Raw genomic sequence first — 13,889 nt, forward strand, 5'->3', positions numbered from 1 at the left:
TCTGCATATCGCATGGGCTGTAAACCCGTTTTTGGGGTCCCGGCCGTGGAAAGCGTCAAAACTGCCCTGCGTGTTCTGGAAGCTGTCGTTGAGAGCCAGCTGATTGGCGTCAGCGAGCTTGCTCGCAAACTGCAGGAGCCGAAAACCACAATTCAACGATGCCTGACGACGCTGCACGATGCCGGATATGTCCGCCCGGTGGACGGCACTCGCCGTCGATGGGCCGTCACAAATCGTCTGCTGCTCCTCAGCAAGTCCGCAGATCCGGAGCCGCGGCTACGCGAGATTGCCCTGCCGGTCATGCGATGGCTGCGCGACGAAACGCGCGAGACCATTCATCTCATGGTGCCGGAAGGCGGTGAGGTCGTTCTCATCGACCGCCTTGATTCACCTCAGCCGGTTCGAACCGTTCGCCAGCTGGGCGCGCATGCGCCGCTGCATGTCGCATCCAACGGCAAGGCTGCGCTGGCGGCCATGAACGAGGCTGAGCGCGAAGCATATATCCGCAATCCGCTGGTCTCTTGGACCAAGCGAACCATCACAGACGCCGACCGCCTGCGGCAGGAAATCGCCAAAGTCAGGGAACTCGGATATGCGGTCAGTTTTGGCGAACTGGATCCGGAAGTTCATGCCGTTGCGGCGGCCATTCTGAATTCCGAAGGCAAACCGATAGCCACGATGTCGGTATCCTGCCCTGCGTCCCGGCTGCCGATTGAGCTGATTCCGAAATACGGAGTGATGGTCGCCAAGGCAGCCGCCGAAATCAGCCGCAACCTGAAGTCAGCCAATGCCGAGGTCTCACAGGCAGCGGCATAGCTGACCCGCAACACACTCAGACAATCGGCGACTGGCCAGCGATAAGACCAGGGCCTGCAGTGTCCCTGGGGAGGGACTATGACAATTGTTCTCTACCACTCACCAAAATCGAGTGCGTCGCGTCGCGTCCGCCTCTTTCTCGAAGAGAAAGGCCTGACCTACGAGGCTCACGAGCTAGACCTGTCACGACAACAGCAGCACCAGCCAGAGTATCTCGCCATCAACCCGCTGGGCGTGGTTCCGACAATCCTGCATGACGGGCGGCCGTTGCATGAGAGCGGCACCATTTGCGAATACCTCGACGCCATCTACCCGGAGCCTCAGCTCTGCCCGGACAACCCTTACGATCTCGCCTTGATGCGCAACTGGGTTCGCCATGTCGATGGTCTCATCGGCAACCTCATCCGTTTCAACTGGCGGCATCATCTCCAGAAGAAGGCTGAGAAGATGTCGGAAGACGAACTTCAGGCCATGTTGACGAAGATTCCAAGCGCGGAACGCCGGGAAGCCTGGATGCGAGTGGCCCGAAATCCATATACCGAGGAGGAACTCAGCGAGTCCCGGTCCAAGCTCATTGGCCTTCTCGATCAGATGGAAAGCATGATCTCCAACGGCTGGCTAATCGGCGGCTGCTATTCACTGGCCGATATCGCGGTCGCGCCGTTCGTGCGGCGCATTGACGAAGAAATCGCACCTGACGCCCTGTCGCCGGTTCAACGGCCAAAAGTTGCCGCCTGGTGGACTGCCCTTCAGGCACGCCCTGCATATGCACGGGCCGACTTCGGAGCCTTCATGGATGCTTAGTCGGCAACCCAGAGGCTTGGCTGAACGCTGTTTCCTGTCGCACCTGTCGTCGGTATTACGCATATTTGCGATCGAAGAGCGGGGATTAACCTGATCACCGCTTGGCCTTGTCGGGAACGACCTCTATCACGGTCGGCTTACGCGCGCTGGTGACGAACGCTGGAACATTCCAATGGAGATCCGCCTGTTCCGCCCGCGGAGCCGCCAAGACACGATGGCGGAGCGATTCTGGGCGTACCTGATTGAGCAGAATCGGCAAAACCAGTAAGTTCAGGGACCCGCTTTGCTGAGCATTGAAGACGCGAAGCACCCCCGACCCAAGGGATGGAAGCGATGAATCCTATTATCACCGCCTTCGAACGATCGCCAGACGGCGGCAAGGGGCTGGCACGCGATACGCGTGTACGCTGGGCATTGGAAGAAGTGGGGCAACCGTATGATGTCCGCCTCGTCTCGTTCCAAGCATTGAAAGAGCCCGCACATCTTGCTCTTACCCCCTTCGGTCAGATTCCGACCTTCGAGAACGGCAATTTCACACTGTTTGAATCCGGCGCCATCGTGCTCCACATCGCGGAACATTATGAAGGGCTGTTGCCGAAAGACTCTGTTGCGCGGACGCGGGCGATTACGTGGATGTTCGCTGCGCTCAATACGGTCGAACCACCCATCCTTGACCTCGTGACCGCAAATATATTCGAGGGAGATAAGCCCTGGGCTCAGGAACGCACCCCGCTGGTCAAAGACCGCATTCGCGTCCGGTTGAGGCAATTGTCCTCTTACCTGGAAGGCGCCGACTGGCTCGATGGAGCGTTCAGCGCAGGTGATCTGATGATGGTGTCGGTGCTGCTCCGGTTGCGGATGTCCGGCATGCTAGATGAGTACCCAAGCCTGGCTGCCTATGTCTCCCGCGGCGAGGCACGACCGGCATATCGCCGAGCGTTCGCAGCGCAATTGGCAGTCAATGCGCCAGCCAGCTGAAGGTTGGCCCGTCAGCCGGTCCCGTCATAACTCATGGAACAGCGTAAAGTGAGTCAGAATCTACCCATCAGGGCGGGCTTGCCGAAGATAATGAGATTGCCACTGGATTTCGCGAAATAGGACTGCCAAAAAGTCTCCAGGGCATCCATGGTCTTCGGATCTCTATATGTCTCGATCTGCTTCTTGCCAGACACTGATATGGTTCCCGCGCCCGCAACATAGATGCTGGCCCCTCCAAAGTCCCCAAAGCCATCGACTTTGGCCAGCTCGGCCGTCGGGTCAACACGCCGCACGGCGTTCTTGGCATAGAACGACGTAATGCTGGAGTTCTCCAACATGTCGGAAATGAGCAATACGTCCTTCTGACTAGCCGGAGATATCTTTACGACGTTGACCGACACATCCTTCAGGGTGCTGAAAATGTCGGACCGAGCAATATCCTGATTCGGATTCCCAAAGCCTTCGGTCATAACTTTGGTGACATACATCCGGCCATACTGAGCTTGCTCAGTCAGGCATCGGTCCAGGTCGCGCAATTTCCGCTTGGGCAAATCATCCCGTTCGTCCTGAGTGGGAGCTCGATCCAGTACGCCCGAGAACTGCAGGCTCGCGTAATGATTGCTGATGAAGGCCGAAAAAGTCATCACGGTGATGGCCGTCCCACCGGTGAATTTCTTGACGACATCCTCGGTCAGGCTTGCCTTTCGTTCATCATCGACGGCCGTCGTCTGGTCGATCAGGACGAATACCTCCCGCTTCAAACCACCTTTCGGCTTTTCTAGCGTCAGTTTGTCGTAACAGCTGGGAATCATGTCGCGCTGACCAGCAAAGGCAGAACCCGCCGCCATCAACCCGAGATAGGCGATTCCAACAAGCTTCCCGGCCACCAAGCACATCGAGCGAGCATCAGGCATTGCCAGAGGTCCGTTCCGCGAGAATCTTGGCACGAATGGCATCTTCCCGCTCTTTCCGGCGTTGCTCGGCGTCCACCCCTTTCTTCCGCTCTTCCTCGACCAATTCCGCACGGATGCGGGCTTCCATTTGCTCTTCAGTCTCCTCGATTCCCGCAGCCTCGGCAGCAGGTGCTGGAGCCTGCACAGGTGCCGGTGCAGGTCGGGCGGGTTCCCTGGCAGCCTGGCGATGAGCGGTGCGAGAAGCCTCACGCGACCTCTCTAGGGCATCGACGCCATCTTGCCGCTTCAGATGCCGTTCCAGAAACGTGTAGATGTCACGACCTTCAGAGGAATCGGCAGCCGTCCGTTGTGCAGCTTCGGATCCATGCTTCTGGACCGTCTGCGTCAGCCGTCGCTGCAGCTCGATGAGCCGACGACTACCCATGGCCAGAATATGCGCCTTGATAGCTTTATATGCCGCTTCATACTCGGCCCGCGTTTTATACTTGAAGACCGTCTCGTACGCTTTCTGACTCTCGCGTCCGGCAAGCCCATACATGAAGCCGAACAAAACGCCGAGGATCTGCAGGAAGACGAAGATGATGGCGAGGACGATGAAAGTGCCCCAGCCGCCCTTACGGTCAAGGTCGGCACCTTCCTCGATGCTCTTGGCGTCAGCCTTTGCCTGCGGCTCGGTCAATGTCGTGGGGAAAAAGGAATTTGTGCTTCCCTGCTGAACTTGCTCGATAGCGCCTGTGGTTTCCGCGCGGAGTTCACGTTCCAACACGATGCCGCGGACCACCGTTGCAAGGATGGCAACCGTGATGACGAAGACTATCGTGCCGCCGGTGATAAAATGGCTCTTCTCCACATTCCCTTTGAACGCGACCCGATTGATGATTTGCCGATACTTCGGCTCAGCATCATCCGCGTTGTTGGTTTCAATCCTGATTTCGTGATCGCTACCGGCGAGCGGCTTGCCGTCGTTGGCATTCTTCCAGATAGCGCGCACTTTGCCGACCAGCGAGTTGATATACAGCTCATGGCCAGTCAAGTGGGTAAACCAGACGAGCAACATGGCTATCAGGAACGAGATGCCTACGGCTCCAATCTTCAGAAGATTCTCGCTGGCACCAGGAATGGTGAAGCCCGCGAGCACATACGAGAAGCCCATCGCCTCTACGGCCATCATGAGGAAAATCAGGAACCACATGAGCGGAGTGAGGGGCTTCCGCCCGGTGTCCCACGCTCGCGCAAGATAGGACGAGCATTTGTCGTAATACTCCGGGTCAAAGTGTTCTCTCTGGTAATAGCTGAGGTAAGCGTCCGCTAGCGTTTCCTCGGAGCCAAAGCACTTGGAGTGAGTATTGTAGTCGATATTCTTCGACAGTCGACGAATCTTGCCAATCAGCGGCAGGCCATACCACAGGTCCATGAGCCAGAAGCTAATCGTGTCCCAGTACGTCTTGATGACGACTACCGACAGGAACAGGGCGACGCCGAGGGCTATCAGTTCCCGGTAGGTGTGAAGAATGTCCATTGCGGTCTCGAGCATGGAGCCCCCGTTACTTGTCTTTTGCTGGGATTGGTTTGAAGTCGGCAGCGAAATCGTGGCCGACGTGTTCGTAATAGACCTTGCCGTATTTTGCGCCGAAAGGCGGTGCATTCGGGAACACGAGGTCAATGCACTTGATTGGCGCTTCGCCCTTATCAATGAACACCCGGTACAGCAACGCATCGTTACCTGGGTAGACATTGACCAGCGTATCGAGGCTGACGTCCGGCGCCTTGTTTCGGTCTGTTGGCTTGTAACGCTTATAGACCACGACTTTCGGCTTGCCGACGGGGGTGGTCTCGTTCTTGAGCACCGCGACGTGCGACAGCCCGATCAGATGCCCATTTGCCATACCGCCATATGAGGTGTCGTATAGGCCTGGAGCATAGTCAGTCGTCTTGTAATCGAACTCCTTGCCGTCGGAGAGGCGCTTGACCTCTCCACTGACGCGCGGCTTGTCAGCCAGACATGAGGCCTGAAACACGCTGTCGCTTGCGAAAGCGGATGAAATTCCAAGATTGCTGGCGATGGACTGGGTGAAGCCTTTGTGCTGCCCACCCAGCATTGCCACAGTGACGCCCGCTGATTGATCGGCGGCGACGCCGCCGAAGTCGATTTCATAGGCCTTTGGTCGGGCGACCGGCTTGGACGGCAATTCCACCTGTGTGACCGGCTTGAGCGGAGCAGCTTCTGGCTTCTCGTCACCCTTGCTCGCTGAGCCCGGGATGGCGCCGGTCTGGGCGGATGCGGTCTCGATGGAGTTGTCCACCCGGTAGAAATCGGCATTGGGCTTGCGGTTCTGCAGATAGGTGGAGAGATCTGCCTCACTCTGGATTTCCACGATCTCGACGCGCCGGTTCTTGGCACGGCCATCGTCGGTCCTGTTGTCGGCGATTGGGTATTTTTCTCCGGCCCCCTGATAGTAGAGGCGGTTCGGATTGAACCCCTGGCGACGGAAGACCTCACCAACAGCGCGGGCGCGGGCTTCGGACAGCTCTGCGTTCGCTTCGGACGAGCCGGTATCATCTGAATGGCCAACGAGCAGAATGCGCTGGTCGCGATGCTGCTCCATCCATTTCTGCCTGTCCTGGGGGGACAGGTTTTGCGGAGGATTGGTATTGACGTAGGTTTCGGCGACTGCCCGGAAGTATTGCTCGGCCTGCGGGGTCAGCTTGGCTGAACCAGGTTCGAAGTGCTCCACGCCCTCCCAAGTCGAAACCTGGCCGATACGGACATTCTGTTCCTGACCCTGGCTGTTTGTTGACTGGACAACGACATCGTCGAATTTGACGGTGACCCTATTTGCCTGAGCAATTTTCCATTGCTGGCAGCGGCGATCATCTATGTCTTTGCCAATGACATAGCCTGCCGCGCCGCCGCCTACCGCAGCCACCGCTGCCGGGGCTGCCTTACGACCGCTCAAGAAGTACGCCAACGTGCCGACCGCAATGGCACCGACGGCCGCTCCGATGTATTTGCTGCTGGATACTGAGCAGGGGTTGTCGTCACCGCCGTCGGCCGATGAAGTGCCATTTCCCGTCGTCACGCACCCGGAAACGGTTCCAGCGATCGCCAGCGCCGCGACCAGCCCGTAGCCACGGCTTCGCTTCGCGCGGTAAGTCACGCTAATTCCAAGAATATCGGCCAACTTATTCCCCCAAATAGATACCCGCCCATGACAACTATACCGCTTTTCGTTATCCCCTCAACTGCATACATATGTATTAGAGGTGGTACTCAGTTGGGCCCCGGTAATTTGCCCTTGCCGCCAAGCGGTCAATTTTTCTCAATAAATTAAGCGTTTACGCGGTCGTATATCCCGCGCGGCCTAAGTGAAGAGCGCCCTAGGAATAAGAACAAATAGAAAACACATAGCTTTCGCACTAAGAGTCAGGCCAGTTGCAGAGAGAGACGTTCAATCTTGTCCGCCTACGCCGAACTCCATGCCTTCAGCAACTTCACCTTCCTGGAGGGTGCGAGCCATGCCGAGGAACTGGTCCAGCAGGCCGCTTTCCTGGGCCTGAAGGCCATCGCAATCACCGACCGCAACACGTTCGCCGGTGTGGTCCGCGCCCATGTGGCTGCCAGGAATGCCGCCATCCAGATCATCATTGGCGCCCGGCTGGATTTCCGCGATGCCCCGAGCGTCATCTGCCTGCCAACGAATCTGGCCGCCTATAGCCGCCTCAGCCAGCTCATCTCGCTCAGCCGTCGTCGCGCCCCCAAGGGCGAGGCCGAGCTCTACTGGGCCGACCTGGTCGAGCGGCTGGACGGCCAGCAGATCATCCTGCTGGCCTCCAAACGGCTGGAGCAGGCCTTCATCAGCCAGATCGAAGCCCTGCGCGACCTGATTGGCGACAGCCTGTCTCTTGGGGTCTCCAACCTGATGCGCGGCCGCGACCGCCAGCGCATTGACCGCTGGGCCAAGGTGGCGGCCAAGGCTGGCGTCGCCATGGTCGCCGTCAATGATGTCATCTACCATCACCCGAGCCGCGCCCGCCTGCAGGATGTGCTCACGGCGACCCGGCACAGATGCACGGTCGACGAACTGGGCCTGCGCGCCGAGCCCAATGCCGAGCGATACCTGAAATCGTCTGCGCAGATGGCCAAGCTGTTCCGGGACTATCCAGAGGCACTGGCCCGCAGTGTCGAAATCGCCAGCCGCTGTCAGTTCTCCCTGTCCGAGCTCGCTTACGTCTACCCCGAGGAAAGCCGGGGCGAGAGCGCGACACCCCAGGCGGAACTCGAGCGTCTGACCTGGCTGGGCGCCAAGACCCGCTACCCGGATGGCGTACCGGCCAAGGTGCAGGCCCAGCTCGAGCATGAACTGCGGCTCATCGAACAGCTCAACTACCCGGCCTATTTCCTGACCGTCCACGAGATGGTCAAGTTCGCCCGCGACCGGGGCATCCTGTGCCAGGGGCGTGGCTCGGCCGCCAACTCAGCCGTCTGCTTCTGCCTTGGCGTCACCTCGGTCGACCCGGCCACACAGGACGTGCTGTTCGAGCGCTTCATCTCGGCCGAGCGAGCCGAGCCGCCCGACATCGACGTCGACTTCGAGCATGAGCGCCGCGAGGAGGTCATCCAGCATATCTATGAGAAGTACGGCCGCGACCGGGCGGGCATTGCCGCCACCGTCATCAGCTTTCGCTCCAAGCTCGCCATCCGCACCGTCGGCCGGGCGCTCGGCCTGTCCATGGATTCCATCAGCCGCATCTCCCGGACCATGCACTGGTGGTCCAAGGAGCGGTATTCGGCGGACTCGCTGCGGGATGCCGGTATCGACCCGGATTCCGCGCTCATCCGGACCGTGGTCGAGCTCGCCAACGAGCTGATCGGCTTCCCGCGCCATATCAGCCAGCATGTCGGCGGCTTCGTCATCACCAACGGGCCGCTGGCCGACCTGGTGCCGGTCGAGAATGCCCGCATGGCCGACCGGACCATCGTCCAGTGGGACAAGGATGACCTGGATGCGCTCGGGCTCCTGAAGATCGACGTGCTGGCGCTTGGGATGCTGACCTGCATCGCCAAATGCTTCGGCCTGCTGGAGCGGCATTACGGCAAGGCCTACGACCTGGCCTCTATCCCGCAGGACGACCCGGCCACCTATGACATGATCTGCCAGGCCGACACGGTGGGGGTTTTCCAGATCGAAAGCCGGGCGCAGATGACCATGCTGCCACGGCTGAAGCCCCGGACCTTCTATGACCTGGTCATCGAGGTCGCCATAGTCCGGCCCGGCCCCATCCAAGGCGGCATGGTGCATCCGTTCCTGAAGCGCCGTCAGGGGCTGGAGCCGGTATCCTACCCATCGGAAGCCCTGAGAGAGGTGCTCGGCAAGACCATGGGCGTGCCGCTCTTCCAGGAGCAGGCCATGAAGATTGCCATGGTCAGCGCAGGCTTCAGCGCCGGTGAGGCCGACCAGCTGCGGCGCGCCATGGCAACCTTCAAACGGACCGGCACCATCGGCAATTTCCGGGACAAGCTCATCAACGGCATGACCGAGCGTGGCTACCGGACCGAGTTCGCCGAGCAGGTCTTCAGCCAGATCGAGGGCTTCGGCGAATACGGCTTCCCGGAAAGCCATGCCGCCAGCTTTGCCCTGCTGGCCTATGCATCGAGCTGGCTGAAATGCCATTACCCGGCTGCCTTCACCGCTGCCATCCTGAATGCCCAGCCGATGGGCTTCTATTCGCCCAGCCGCCTGGTCATCGATGCCAGGGACCATGGCGTCGAAGTGCGGCCCATCGACGTCAACTACAGCTGTTGGGACAACACCCTGGAGCCGACCGCCGGGCGCCATGGGCATGCCCTGCGGCTCGGCTTCCGCCAGATCAAGGGCTTCCGGCAGGACGATGCCGAGCGGCTGACCGATGCCCGCAATGATGGCTACAGCGCCATCCGGGACATCTGGCGGCAGGCGGGCCTGATACCGGCCGTGCTGGAGCGGCTGGCCCGGGCAGACGCCTTCGGTTCGCTGGGCCTCGACCGCCGGTCGGCGCTCTGGGCCATCAAGGGCCTGAGCGATGCCCCTCTGCCACTGTTCGACTTCGCAGAGACCGTCATCCCGGCCAGCAGCAACCTGCCGCCGGTCGAGACCGGGCCAGAGCCGGAGATCCAGCTGCCGCGGCTGACTACCGGCGAGAATGTCATCCAGGATTACCGCGAGACGTCGCTAACGCTCCGGCCGCATCCGCTCGGCCTGCTACGGCCTCAGCTGAAGGAGCAGAAGCTCGCTCAGGCGCGCGACCTGATGACTTTGCCCGACGGCAAGAAGGTCCGCGTCGGCGGCCTGGTGCTGGTACGTCAGCGGCCAGGCACGGCATCCGGCGTCATCTTCGCCACCATCGAAGACGAGACCGGCACGGCCAATATCATCATCTGGCCGCGGACCTTTGAGGCCTACCGCAAGCAGGTTTTGGCGGCCCGGCTGATGATTGTCGAGGGCAAGCTGCAGCGTGAAGGCATCGTCATCCATGTCGTGGCCGACAGAATTATGGACGGGACGAAGCTGCTCAGCGGGCTCGGCGACATTGACCTGGATGAGGATTTCAATGGTGTGCTGTCGCGGGCGGATGAGATGAAGAACCCATCGAGAGAGCTGAAGCCGGTGAAAGATGTGGCGGGGAGCTTTCCAGAAGGACGGAATTTTAGGTAATAAAGAGCACCCCACTTAGGAAAACGCCCGTCAAAAAACAAATCCGACGGTCAAAAATACTCCTATCTATGAAATCTTGGCGTCCACTTATCAATCAGCTCGTCTTCATCATCTTCGCCTTCATCTTCTCGCCCAATCGCCGCTGACGAAAGAACTGTGAGGGTTTTGCCGTAGCGCCCCAAGCCCACTACTTCTTCGGTCACAATTGCAGATCGCTGACCACCCAACCAATCCAACACATCGATTTCAATGGTGGCACGGTCTCCAATCAAAATCCGACTAGGGTCTGCATTAAAACGGGCCGTTTCCGTATTTCGCGGAACCGGCGCACCCTTTTTCAACCACGATAGCTGAGGCAACGACTTCATCGTGTCGGACATAAAGCAAAAATCAATCAACTGGCCAGTGCTAATAATAACAGCAACGGCATATTCCGTTAGATCAGCATATCGAATAGCAGCCGCCGTCAATGACGTTTTACACTGAGCCCCTGCATTCTCGATAACCGATAAGCCCGGGTCTCGCCCCTTAATAATCTGCTTGAAGAGCCTTTCTGGCATTAGTAGGCCAGCCGCAAAATGGTCCGCTTCCATTTCATATGGGTCATTGGAAACATACCCTGCTTGGGAAAGGCGAACTCCGGACCATGAGAGATACATGGCTCGGTCTCCAGGGAGATCAGGTAGGCATGGAGGTTCGATCGCTGATGACCGAGGTGTTCCACGAGGTGGAGGCCCGCAGAGCAGTTGGCAATTTGATGGCCGCGTAGGTGTTACGGGCCCGAAAAAATGGCAGAATTCCAATAGCTTGTGAGAGTCCCTCATTTCTTCTGGGAAACAGCGAGCTTTCCCTCATTTCTTTCGACACTCCCCCTCACTTCTTCTGGAAATCCGTCTAGGATGCTGTCAAACTTTTCAATGAGTTACGGCAGCATAGTCCCTCACTTTTTGTGGGAATTCCCATCCATCCGGGGCTAAGCTGCCAACCGCACAACGAAAAAACAGCCGTCTCCGATGCACCCCGATTCCCGTCCCGCCGCCCGAAGTTCCCGTTCTGTTTCACGTGAAACACCCCTGCCGCCGACGCGGCGGGAGGTGCAGCCATGATGGGGCTGCTGGATTATGTCGGCCGCCATGCCACCAAGTTCCTGTTCGGCGGCGTGCTGGTCGGCCTGGCCGTGCCGCCGCTGGCCGCCCTGCTGCGGCCGGGCCTCGTGGTCTTCCTGCTGCTGCCGCTGACCCTGGCGCTGATGCGGCTCGACTGGAGCGCCTTCCACGCCTATGCGAAACGCCCGCTGCTGACCCTGCCCGCCGTCGCCTTCCTGCTGCTGGTCTGCCCGCTGCTGGTCTTTGCCATCCTGCTGCCGGTGAACCTGTATCTCGGCTTCCCCCGGCCGCTGACCGAGGCGATCGTGCTGATGGCCGCCGGCCCGCCGATCACCGGCACGGTGGCGATCGCGCTGATCCTCGGGCTCGATGCCGCGCTCGCCGTCATCGTTATGGTGATCGCCACCGCCATCGTGCCGTTTACCCTGCCGCCGCTGGCACTCTGGCTGCTCGACATCCAGGTCGACATGTCGCTGCTGGAATTCATGGGCCGGCTGGCGCTGATGGTCGGCGTTGCCTTCGGCGGCGCCATCCTGGCGCAGAAGCTGTCGCCGCCGGGCTGGCTGAAAAAGAACAGCCGGCTGGTCGACGGCGCCTCGGTCGTCGCCCTGGTGCTGTTCGCCATCGCCATCATGGATGGCGTCGAGGCCAAGTTGGTGGCGCAGCCGGGCTACGTCATGCTCGCCACTGCCTCGGCCTTCGTCGCCAACCTGCTGTTGCAGGTGCTGGGCTACGCGGTTGGCCGCTGGATCTTCCGGCTCGGCCAGCCGGCGGCGCTGACCATGGGGATTCTGACCGGCAACTGCAACATGGGCCTGATCATGGTGGCGCTGGCCGACCGGGCGGTGTTTGATATGGTGATCTTCTTCGCCATGGGGCAGCTGCCGATGTACATGCTGCCCGGCCTGCTGCAGCCGCTGTATCGCCGCATGGCGGCCCGGCCGGCCTGACAACAAAAAACGGGGGAATGCATGCCGACCCTGCTGATCACCGGCGCCAACCGCGGCATCGGCTTCGAACTCACCAAGCGCTATCTGGCCGATGGCTGGGACGTGATCGCCTGCTGCCGCGATCCGAAGGCGGCGACCGCGCTGGCAGCGCTGAAGGGCAACATCACGCTGGAGGCACTGGAGGTCACCGACGATGCCGCCATCGATACGCTGGCGGCAAAATACCGCGACCGGCCGATCGACCTGCTGCTCAACAATGCCGGCATCTACGGCAATCGCGACGGTGCGAAGACGATCAGCGCTTTCGACAGCTTCCGGCAGGTGCTTGCCGTCAACACCGTGGCGCCGATGAAAATGGCGCTGGCCTTCCTGCCCAGCCTGCAGAAAGCCAAGGCCGCCAAGATCGCCACCATCTCGAGCCGTATGGGCTCGATTTCCGAAGGCCCCGGCGGTTCCTACGTCTACCGCACGTCGAAGGCGGCGGTGAATGCCGCCATGCACAACCTCGCCATGGACATCAAGGGCGACGGCATCACGGTCATCGTGCTGCATCCGGGCTGGGTGCAGACCGACATGGGCGGACCGTCGGCCGCCATCGACGTCGCCACCAGCGGCGCCGGCCTGAAAAAGGTGATCGACGGCGTGACCATCAAGGATACCGGCGGCTTCTTCAACTACGACGGCGGGACCATCCCATGGTGAAACATATCCTGGTCACCGGCGGCAGCCGCGGCATCGGCCGCGCCGTCGCCATCCTCGCCGGCGAGCATGGCTGGTCGGTCGGTGTCAACTATGCCGGCAACGACAAGGCGGCGGCCGAAACCGTGGCCGCGGTGAAGGCCGCCGGCGGCAACGCCATCGCCATCCGGGGCGACGTGGCGAAAGAGGCCGACGTGATTGCCATGTTCGATGCGACGCAGCAGGCCTTCGGTCCGCTCGACGGGCTGGTCAACAATGCCGGCGTGGTGGCGCCGACCGCCGACCTCGCCGACATGTCGCTGGAGCGCCTGAAAACGGTGTTCGACACCAATATCCTCGGCAGCGTGCTGTGCGCCCGCGAGGCGGCGCGGCGCATGTCGACCCGGCGCGGCGGCCAGTATGAAGGCCGGGGCGGCGCCATCGTCAACCTGTCCTCGGCGGCGGCGCGGCTGGGTTCGCCCAACCTGTTCGTCGATTATGCCACCTCGAAAGGCGCCATCGACGTGCTGACCCTCGGCCTGTCGAAGGAACTCGGCCCCGAGGGCATCCGCGTCAATGCCGTGCGGCCGGGCATCATCGAAACCGACATCCATGCCAGTGCCGGCGAGCCGGATCGTGCCGCCCGCCTCGGCCCGACCGTACCGCTGGGCCGTTCGGGCACAGCCACGGAGGTGGCGGAAGCGATTATCTGGCTGCTGGGCGACGAGGCATCCTACGTCACCGGCGCCCTGCTGGATGTCGCCGGCGGGCGGTGAACCCTCCGGAGGCTGCCCTGAACGCGGATCAAAGCATGCCCCGTCATCCCGGCCAAGCGGCGTTGTTCACGCCGCGCGAGCCGGGATCCCATTAAGGCTGCTGAAACGGGGCCCCGGCTCTCAGCCGGCGAAAAGCCGGGCTCGGCCGGGGTGACGAATGGCCGGAAGAACCACC

Annotated in this window: 11 protein-coding genes; 7 read left to right on the top strand and 4 right to left on the bottom strand. The window is 60.7% G+C overall.

Features of this window, described 5'->3' with window-relative positions; all coding sequences use genetic code 11:
• The first annotated feature begins 45 nt into the window (after nucleotides 1-45).
• The 3 genes from ACFOOQ_RS23065 to ACFOOQ_RS23075 all read left to right on the top strand — a co-directional run bounded on the left by ACFOOQ_RS23065 (nucleotide 46) and on the right by ACFOOQ_RS23075 (nucleotide 2,598).
• Complete coding sequence (locus tag ACFOOQ_RS23065; protein ID WP_379730084.1) at nucleotides 46-816, top strand: IclR family transcriptional regulator; 771 nt, start codon at nucleotides 46-48, stop codon at nucleotides 814-816.
• Nucleotides 817-894: 78 nt separating this feature from the next.
• On the top strand, nucleotides 895-1,620 hold the full coding sequence (locus tag ACFOOQ_RS23070) for a glutathione S-transferase family protein (RefSeq protein ID WP_379730085.1): 726 nt from the start codon (nucleotides 895-897) through the stop codon (nucleotides 1,618-1,620).
• A 333-nt stretch (nucleotides 1,621-1,953) separates the two neighbouring features.
• Entirely contained in the window at nucleotides 1,954-2,598 is a 645-nt protein-coding gene (locus ACFOOQ_RS23075; protein WP_379730086.1) for a glutathione S-transferase family protein, read from the top strand.
• A 53-nt stretch (nucleotides 2,599-2,651) separates the two neighbouring features.
• Here ACFOOQ_RS23075 and ACFOOQ_RS23080 read toward each other — a convergent pair whose 3' ends face one another.
• Genes ACFOOQ_RS23080 through ACFOOQ_RS23090 form a run of 3 tightly spaced genes read right to left on the bottom strand, consistent with a single transcriptional unit; the run spans nucleotide 2,652 to nucleotide 6,694 of the window.
• Nucleotides 2,652-3,512 carry a hypothetical protein gene (locus ACFOOQ_RS23080; protein WP_379730087.1) on the bottom strand — a complete coding sequence of 287 codons (861 nt, stop codon included), beginning with the start codon at nucleotides 3,510-3,512 and terminating at the stop codon, nucleotides 2,652-2,654.
• Nucleotides 3,505-5,046 (bottom strand): hypothetical protein, encoded by a 1,542-nt coding sequence (locus ACFOOQ_RS23085; protein WP_379730089.1) that lies wholly within the window; start codon nucleotides 5,044-5,046, stop codon nucleotides 3,505-3,507. The genes ACFOOQ_RS23080 and ACFOOQ_RS23085 overlap by 8 nt, the downstream gene beginning before the upstream one ends.
• A 10-nt stretch (nucleotides 5,047-5,056) precedes the next feature.
• Nucleotides 5,057-6,694 (bottom strand): OmpA family protein, encoded by a 1,638-nt coding sequence (locus ACFOOQ_RS23090; RefSeq protein WP_379730090.1) that lies wholly within the window; start codon nucleotides 6,692-6,694, stop codon nucleotides 5,057-5,059.
• 273 nt (nucleotides 6,695-6,967) lie between these two features.
• On the opposite strand from ACFOOQ_RS23090, the gene ACFOOQ_RS23095 reads away from it, so the two are divergent.
• Nucleotides 6,968-10,204 carry an error-prone DNA polymerase gene (locus ACFOOQ_RS23095; RefSeq protein WP_379730091.1) on the top strand — a complete coding sequence of 1,079 codons (3,237 nt, stop codon included), beginning with the start codon at nucleotides 6,968-6,970 and terminating at the stop codon, nucleotides 10,202-10,204.
• Between the two features lie 62 nt (nucleotides 10,205-10,266).
• On the opposite strand, the gene ACFOOQ_RS23100 is transcribed toward ACFOOQ_RS23095, so the two are convergent.
• Nucleotides 10,267-10,863 (bottom strand): ImmA/IrrE family metallo-endopeptidase, encoded by a 597-nt coding sequence (locus ACFOOQ_RS23100; protein WP_379730092.1) that lies wholly within the window; start codon nucleotides 10,861-10,863, stop codon nucleotides 10,267-10,269.
• A gap of 443 nt (nucleotides 10,864-11,306) precedes the next feature.
• Here ACFOOQ_RS23100 and ACFOOQ_RS23105 point away from each other — a divergent pair, with 443 nt between their 5' ends.
• Genes ACFOOQ_RS23105 through ACFOOQ_RS23115 form a run of 3 tightly spaced genes read left to right on the top strand, consistent with a single transcriptional unit; the run spans nucleotide 11,307 to nucleotide 13,714 of the window.
• Nucleotides 11,307-12,260, top strand: coding sequence for a hypothetical protein (locus ACFOOQ_RS23105; protein ID WP_379730093.1), 954 nt, complete (start codon nucleotides 11,307-11,309; stop codon nucleotides 12,258-12,260).
• Nucleotides 12,261-12,281: 21 nt separating this feature from the next.
• Complete coding sequence (locus tag ACFOOQ_RS23110; RefSeq protein WP_379730094.1) at nucleotides 12,282-12,962, top strand: SDR family oxidoreductase; 681 nt, start codon at nucleotides 12,282-12,284, stop codon at nucleotides 12,960-12,962.
• Nucleotides 12,956-13,714, top strand: a complete 759-nt coding sequence (locus ACFOOQ_RS23115) for an SDR family oxidoreductase (protein ID WP_379730095.1) — start codon at nucleotides 12,956-12,958, stop codon at nucleotides 13,712-13,714. The genes ACFOOQ_RS23110 and ACFOOQ_RS23115 overlap by 7 nt, the downstream gene beginning before the upstream one ends.
• Nucleotides 13,715-13,889 lie beyond the last annotated feature (175 nt).

It is taken from the genome of Ferrovibrio xuzhouensis, assembly GCF_042648965.1.
GTDB lineage: Bacteria > Pseudomonadota > Alphaproteobacteria > Ferrovibrionales > Ferrovibrionaceae > Ferrovibrio > Ferrovibrio xuzhouensis.